Source organism: Synergistaceae bacterium (genome assembly GCA_021372895.1).
Classification (GTDB): domain Bacteria; phylum Synergistota; class Synergistia; order Synergistales; family Synergistaceae; genus JAJFTP01.
On record JAJFTP010000035.1, the window covers coordinates 1 to 5,376 of the forward strand.

7 protein-coding genes are annotated in these 5,376 nt (G+C 52.8%); 1 reads left to right on the top strand and 6 read right to left on the bottom strand.

Annotation, left to right across the window (positions count from 1 at the left end; translation table 11 throughout):
* Positions 1-233, top strand: a 233-nt coding sequence (panF, locus tag LLF78_03505; GenBank protein MCE5201564.1) for a sodium/panthothenate symporter, incomplete at its 5' end; no start/stop codon positions are given.
* Positions 234-298: 65 nt separating this feature from the next.
* Here the strand turns inward: panF and LLF78_03510 are convergent.
* The 6 genes from LLF78_03510 to LLF78_03535 all read right to left on the bottom strand — a co-directional run.
* Entirely contained in the window at positions 299-2,065 is a 1,767-nt protein-coding gene (locus LLF78_03510) for a PAS domain-containing sensor histidine kinase (protein MCE5201565.1), read from the bottom strand.
* Between the two features lie 20 nt (positions 2,066-2,085).
* The gene (locus LLF78_03515) at positions 2,086-2,775 is read right to left on the bottom strand and encodes a response regulator transcription factor (GenBank protein MCE5201566.1); all 690 of its coding nucleotides are present in this window, start codon (positions 2,773-2,775) and stop codon (positions 2,086-2,088) included.
* A 12-nt stretch (positions 2,776-2,787) separates the two neighbouring features.
* Positions 2,788-3,477, bottom strand: a complete 690-nt coding sequence (gene phoU, locus LLF78_03520; GenBank protein MCE5201567.1) for a phosphate signaling complex protein PhoU — start codon at positions 3,475-3,477, stop codon at positions 2,788-2,790.
* Between the two features lie 15 nt (positions 3,478-3,492).
* Positions 3,493-4,263, bottom strand: a complete 771-nt coding sequence (pstB, locus tag LLF78_03525) for a phosphate ABC transporter ATP-binding protein PstB (protein MCE5201568.1) — start codon at positions 4,261-4,263, stop codon at positions 3,493-3,495.
* A 4-nt stretch (positions 4,264-4,267) separates the two neighbouring features.
* Positions 4,268-5,131, bottom strand: coding sequence for a phosphate ABC transporter permease PstA (gene pstA / locus LLF78_03530; protein MCE5201569.1), 864 nt, complete (start codon positions 5,129-5,131; stop codon positions 4,268-4,270).
* On the bottom strand, positions 5,128-5,376 hold a 249-nt coding region (locus LLF78_03535), incomplete at its 5' end, for a phosphate ABC transporter permease subunit PstC (GenBank protein MCE5201570.1). The genes LLF78_03535 and pstA, both read right to left, overlap by 4 nt.

Genomic DNA, 5,376 nt, shown 5'->3' on the forward strand with positions numbered 1-5,376 from the left:
TTTTCTGCCCGACTATATTCGGCTTATATTGGAAACGCGCGAACTCCACAGGGGCGATTATGTCTATGGCTGCCGGATCCGCCTCTTTTTTCTGGTTCAATATAACAAAGACAAGCATTGGAGGGACAACCGCTATAGTCCCTGCTTTGTCGATCGCAGTCGTTTTGTTCATAGCCGGAAGTTTAATGGGAAGGCAGGAAGACACTGAAGTACTGAAGATATTTGATCTCTGAGCGGCTTATGCCCGACATCCGGAGGCTGACTTCCGTCGGCCTTCGGATGTTTTTTCATTGTCTTTTTAATTTTTATCTGCGGCTGTCTTAGGCAGAGTCATTCTGAATGCTGCGCCGCCGAGTTTTGAGTCCGCAAGCTCAAGGTTACCGCCGTGGCGCTCGGCGATCCTGCGGGCAATGGAAAGCCCGAGCCCATATCCCCCGGGAGTTCCGCCCTTTCTTGCGCGGTGGTGCTCCCCCCTGCGGAAGCGTTCGAAGATAATGTTTCTTTCTGCCTCAGGGACACCCGGGCCGTTGTCGTCAATATATATCTCCCAGCAGTCCCCGCTGTCGGAGATCGACACTTTTACCCTGCCTGCACCGTCGCCGCAATAAGACGAGACATATTTCACCCCGTTTTCAATCAGGTTGAACAATGCACGCCTCAGGTCACTGTACCTTCCGCGCACTGTCGCATCCGTGTCAGGGAATGAACCCTCTATTGATATTCCCTTGCTCTTAGGCAGCGTTCCAGCCTCGGACAGGAGTTCCGTCACCATCCCGTTAAGGTCTATATCCTCATAGTCAGTGACAAATGGATCAACGTCGAGGCGCACAAGGAAAAGGAGGTCGTCTACAAGCCCGCTTATTCTCTCCTGCTGACGGATCATGCTGTCTACAGCCTCAACGTCCTCTTTGTCGGTCAGGCATCCTCCGGACTTCAAAAGTTCAAGCCCTGTGCGTATAACTGTGAGCGGCGTCTGGAACTCATGCCCGGCATCTATGAAGAAATCCCTTCGCGCCTCTTCGAGCCGCATTTTTTCCGTCATATCCTGTATGACGATAAGCAGCCCGCGCATAATTGTCAGTGTCGTTACCTCGAGCTTAAGGCCTCCGTTGCGCGGCAATGTGAATATTTTTGTGCCGTTTGCTTCATCAAGCATGCGGCAAATTTCTTCGGACGGAAGGACAAGTTCAACGGAAGTACCGCGGGGCGGCACAGAAGTCCCCCTTCCGCAAAACATCGAAGCAGCTTTGTTTATATAGCGTATCTTTTTCTTGTCGTCGATGAGTATAACGCCTACAGGAAGCGCCCCTACAAGCATCGCCAGTTCTTCTTTGCGTTCCTGTGCTTCCTCGATACTGAGCTTCAATGAATCTGACATCGAATTGAGCGAGCTTGAAAGATTCTGCATCTCAACATCATCGCTTATAATGGGAAACCTGGCTGTTCCGCCGGCTGCGATGGTCTCCGCAGCCCTGCTCAGAGCATTCAGCGGCCTCATTATCCGTCTTAGCATCCAGTAGGCTCCAAGCCATACAAGCAAAAGAACTATTTCAAGGGAATAAAGGAATGGCCGGCCCATCGATTTTATAAGACCGCCAAGTTCATCGACGGGATAAGATAGGCGGATCACCATATTCTCCGCCGGATCGCCCGGGATGACAACACGTTTCGCCATGTAGTTCTGCCAAGTCCCCATAGTCTTGCTGTAACGCATTTCGGACCCCTCTCCGTCCGCAAACGCCTTCATGATCTCAGGTCTCTTATAGTGGTTGTCAAGCCCGTAGGTATCGGCCTTGCTGTCCAGTATTACCTCACCCATCGTGTTTATGAGCGAAAAACGCCCCTCGGGGTATACCTTGCTCCAGAAACCGGAAATCTCTTTTATACCATCTACTCCGCGCTCTTCTCCAGCCTTTGCAAAAACATCAAGGTAACGGGATAGCATCGCCCTGTTGTTTTCAATCAGCTCGCTTCGCTGTGCCTTGTATATGAATCCCCATGCAGCAAAAGCCACGATGAGGACAGAGACGGTGAGGAGCACCGCTATCTTCTTTCTGAGTGTCATCCCTCTGAGCATCCCTGTCTCTACCCCTCCCAAATGAGCTTATAGCCGCGTCCGCGCAATGACTGTGCCGCCAGCATAGGCATGTTTCCGTCGTCAAGTTTTTTTCTCAGTCTGGAAATATGGACATCCACGGTACGGGTATCATTCCCGCCGATGCCCCAGATTTTTTTCAGCAGCTCTTCACGCGAAACCACATGCCCCATCCTCTTTGCAAGTATTTCGAGTATATCAAATTCCGTCGGGCTCAGATCCAGCAATACGCCGCGCAGCCATGCCTCCCTATCCAGGGGATCAAGCCGGAAATCTCCGTCCTCAATGACCTTCGGGCCGCTTTCGGACTCTTTTCTTCTAAGCAGCACGCGTACACGCGCAAGCAGCTCCTCCAGCGGGAATGGTTTCCTCAAATAATCGTCCGCACCAAGGTCAAGCCCCTGGACTGCATCCTCGGGCGAGCTTCTGGCCGTGAGCATAATTATCGGTATATCCTTTGTACTTTCACCGGCCTTTACGCGGCGGCATACTTCCCAGCCGTCCATCATAGGCAGCATAAGATCGAGGATGACCAGGTCCGGCAGTTCCTCTTCTATAAGGTCAAGCGCACTGTCCCCGTCAAAGGCGCACAGAGTCCTGTAACCGTTCTGCCTCAACGCACGGCTCACAAATTCAGCAAGATTTTCTTCGTCGTCAACAACGAGGATTTTCTCCGCCACGGCGGTCTCCCCCTATGACTCCCGCTTTCTTCGGTACTGAGAGGCCTTTATCGTCTTGCCAGTGTACATGTAGGCGATCCTTTCCGCGACATTTGTAACATGGTCTCCGGCCCGCTCAAGTGTCCTTGATACATTCAAGAGCATAAAGGACTGCTCCAGGCGCTCCGGCTTTTCCATTACCATCAGGAAAAGCTCGCGCATTATCTGTTTTTCGAGGTCGTCCACTTCGTCGTCGATCGGAAAAACTGTCATGGCGGTTTCAGGCGAATGCGTGTCGATCGCTGTAAGCGAGATATCCATCATCCTGTTTATTTTTTCGACCATTCGCGGGATATCTATCAGCGGCTTTATCGGTTCCGAGGATGCAAGCTCTATTGCCACTTTAGCAATGTTTCCTCCGTAGTCGCCGATGCGTTCAAGGTCCACCGCCATGTGCATAATAGACGTAACGACGCGCAGATCCTCGCCGAGGGGCTGATACCTCGCGGCAAACTCCATGCAGGCGCTGTCTATCTTGTCTTCGAGGTCGTCTATCATGTCGTCGGAGTCAAGCACAGTACGTGCGGTCTCGGCATCTCTGTTTTTGAGCGCCCAGACAGCTTTTTCAAGGGATTCCCCCGCCATACGCCCCATACGGAAGATCATGCGCTTTAGCTCCGATAGATCGTCCTCGATCCTTTTTCTTGTGTTTATAGTCTCCATGATGACAAACCTCCCTTAGCCGAATCTGCCTGAAATATAATCTTCGGTCCGCTTGTCGGACGGCGAAGTGAACATACGCGCCGTCCGATCATATTCAACAAGGTCTCCCAGCAGGAAGAACGCGGTATAATCGGAAATGCGCGCTGCCTGCTGCATGTTGTGCGTGACAATAACGACCGTATAGTCTCCCTTAAGCTCCCGGATGAGCTCCTCGATACGTGCCGTTGACATGGGATCAAGGGCGCTGGTCGGTTCATCCATAAGAAGGACTTCCGGCTGCGTGGCTATCGCGCGTGCAATGCAAAGCCGCTGCTGCTGCCCTCCGGAAAGTCCGGTGCCTGGCGTGTTCAGTTTATTTTTCACTTCATCCCAGAGCGCCGCACCGCGCAGGCTGCTCTCAACGATGCTGTCGAGTTCGGAGCGGTCCTTTACGCCGTTTAGCCTGGGCCCGTATGACACATTATCATATATGGACATAGGAAAAGGGTTGGGACTCTGAAAGACCATCCCTACGCGGCGGCGCAGCGCAATGACGTCCGTCTCAGGAGCCAGTATGTTTTCACCGTCGATTTCTATGAGTCCGCTTATGCGGGCCGACGGGATAAAGTCGTTCATCCTGTTCAGACAGCGCAGATAGCTGCTCTTCCCGCAGCCTGACGGTCCAATGAAGGCCGTGACCGTCTTGCGGCCCATGTCGAAAGATATGCCCTTCAGCACCCTTGTCTGTCCATAGGAGAGATCCAGCCCGACTGTCTTTATCTGGACCTCAAAATCTTTTTCGTTCATTCCCTTACCTCCCGTTCCTCGAAGCAAGCCTTGCACGCAGGATGACGCCTACAGCGCTCGTCCCAAGCACAAGTCCTATAAGAACAAGTATCGCACCATACTGGATCGGCCTTGTCGCTTCAAGGTCAGTTGATGAAGTTGCAAGCACATATATGTGATATGGCAGGGCCATCACCTGGCTGAATACACTTTTGGCAAGCTCAGGTGCAAAATATGCCGCACCGGTAAACATTATAGGAGCAGTCTCCCCGGCTACTCTGCCTATCGAAAGTATCGCGCCTGTGATTATAGTTGAGGCTGCTGAAGGGAATACGACCCTGACTATCGTCTGCCATTTGGTCGCACCGAGAGCATAGGACGCGTCCCGGTAATCCTGGGGCACCGCAAGGAACGCCTGCTCCGATGCCGTAACGATAAGCGGAAGGGAGAGGCAGCCGAGCGTCAGCCCCGCAGAGAGCAGACATGACCCAAAGTTCATAAAAACAACAAAAAACGATAGCCCGAAAAGTCCGAAAATTACAGACGGCACTCCGGCAAGCAGGCGTATCGAGAGACGCAGCAGATGCGTCACAGGCCCCTCCTTCGAATATTCCGCGAAGTAAAGTCCGGTCATTACCCCGACAGGCAACGCCGCAGCCATTGATACAAATACGAGCTGTACCGTACCTACAAGCGGCGTCAGAATGCCTCCTGCGGTCATACCGTCCCTCGGAGCCTCTGTCAGGAATTCAAATGAGAGCACCTGCCAGCCCTGACGAAACAGAAAAATGGCAACTCCCGCAAGCAGCACCGCCAGAGAAATACCCGATGCCCAGAAAAGCAGCGTCATCATGCTGTTTGAGCATTTGCGGAATAATGTCCTGTTCATATTCTCCGCCCTCTTTTTTCGACATATAAGGAAGCCAGATTTACAAGCAGCGTTATAACCAAGAGAATAAACCCGGCGAAAAACAGCGCATGATAGTGATCGCGGCCTACCGGAGTTTCGCCCATCTCCGCGGCGATAGTCGAAGTCAGGGGCCTCACCGGATCTGTCAGCGAATGCGGAAGTATCGCCGCCCCGCCGGCGACCATAAGCACGACCATGGTCTCCCCGAGCGCACGCATCACTCC

Excerpts from the sequence above, each read along its gene's own strand:
- phoU (MCE5201567.1), bottom strand. The coding sequence starts at position 3,477 with ATGGAGACTATAAACACAAGAAAAAGGATCGAGGACGATCTATCGGAG.
- pstB (MCE5201568.1), bottom strand. The coding sequence starts at position 4,263 with ATGAACGAAAAAGATTTTGAGGTCCAGATAAAGACAGTCGGGCTGGAT.
- LLF78_03510 (MCE5201565.1), bottom strand. The coding sequence starts at position 2,065 with ATGACACTCAGAAAGAAGATAGCGGTGCTCCTCACCGTCTCTGTCCTC.
- pstA (MCE5201569.1), bottom strand. The coding sequence starts at position 5,131 with ATGAACAGGACATTATTCCGCAAATGCTCAAACAGCATGATGACGCTG.